A 1,155-nucleotide genomic window follows, 5' to 3' on the forward strand; every position below is an offset into this window, starting at 1 on the left:
GGCAGCGGACGGCGCGCGTGGGAACTTCCGCACTCGGCATACGCTGTTGGCGTGATGCGTTTTGGAGCCTGTTCCGCGCGTGCCCATTGTCCTAAACTCGAACCGTTGCTTGAGCACGACAACCACAAATCATCGTAGCTCGTATCCACAAGTATGAGTCAGAACAACCCAAACATCCTCCACGTCGGCCTCGACGTTGCCAAGCTCTCTTTGCAACTTCACCTCGCAGGTCGGTTTCATGCCCTGGCCAATGACACCAAAGGCCACGCCCAACTCCTCAAATTGCTGCGCAGCCATGCCCACGTCCACGTCGTCTGTGAAGCCACCGGCGGCTACGAACAACCCGTGGTGCGCGCCCTGCACGCGGCGGGTATCCCCGTCAGCATCATTGAGGCGGGCCGCGTCCGTTACTTCGCACGCGCCCAAGGTCAGCGCGCCAAGACCGATCCCATTGATGCCGCCGTGCTGTCGGAATATGGCACCACCTTTCAACCCACAGCCTCGACCCCGGCCTCGACCCAACAACAGCAACTGGCCGATTTGTCCCAGCGCCGCCGCCAGTTGATCCAACTCCTCATCGTGGAACGCAATCGTGCCGAGCATTACACCGACCGCTTCTGCAGTCGCCAGTCACGCCAACTCATCAAAGCCTTGGAAAAACAAATCACCCAATGTGATGCCGCCATCACCCAGCTCATCGCCCAAGATGTGGAACTGACCGCCAAAGCCAAACGGCTGGACGCCATCCCTGGCGTCGGCCCTGTGGTGGCGTCCACCGTGCTGGCCGAAATGCCCGAACTCGGCCAACTCACCAACCAAACCGCTGCGGCATTGGCTGGCGTCGCGCCTTACAATCGTGATAGTGGCAATCAAACCGGCCTGCGTTGCATCGGCGGCGGGCGCAGTCCCGTCCGGCAGGCGCTTTATATGGCCGCCTTGAGCGCCGTCCGCCACGACCACATCTTCAAAGCGTTTTACGCCCGCCTGCGCGCCGCTGGCAAACCACCCAAAGTCGCTCTCACCGCCGTCATGCGCAAACTCATCATCCTCATGAACCGCCTCCTCAAAAATCCCAACTTTCAACTTGCCAGTTAACACCGTTGCTCCAAGACGCTTCGCGTTCGCCAGGCCCGTGATCCCTCCGGCAGGTTTTGG

The 1,155-nt window shown here is 60.6% G+C and carries 1 protein-coding gene; it reads left to right on the forward strand.

All coding sequences use genetic code 11. The features are described 5' to 3' along the window. Positions 1-153: 153 nt before the first annotated feature. Positions 154-1,095 (forward strand): IS110 family transposase, encoded by a 942-nt coding sequence (locus ACREB4_RS21300; RefSeq protein ID WP_431590239.1) that lies wholly within the window; start codon positions 154-156, stop codon positions 1,093-1,095. Positions 1,096-1,155: the final 60 nt, after the last annotated feature.

The sequence above is a fragment of the Aquabacterium sp. genome (genome assembly GCF_050725395.1).
In the GTDB taxonomy this organism is placed as follows: Bacteria; Pseudomonadota; Gammaproteobacteria; order Burkholderiales; family Burkholderiaceae_C; genus Aquabacterium.

Excerpts from the sequence above, each read along its gene's own strand:
- ACREB4_RS21300 (WP_431590239.1), top strand. The coding sequence starts at position 154 with ATGAGTCAGAACAACCCAAACATCCTCCACGTCGGCCTCGACGTTGCC.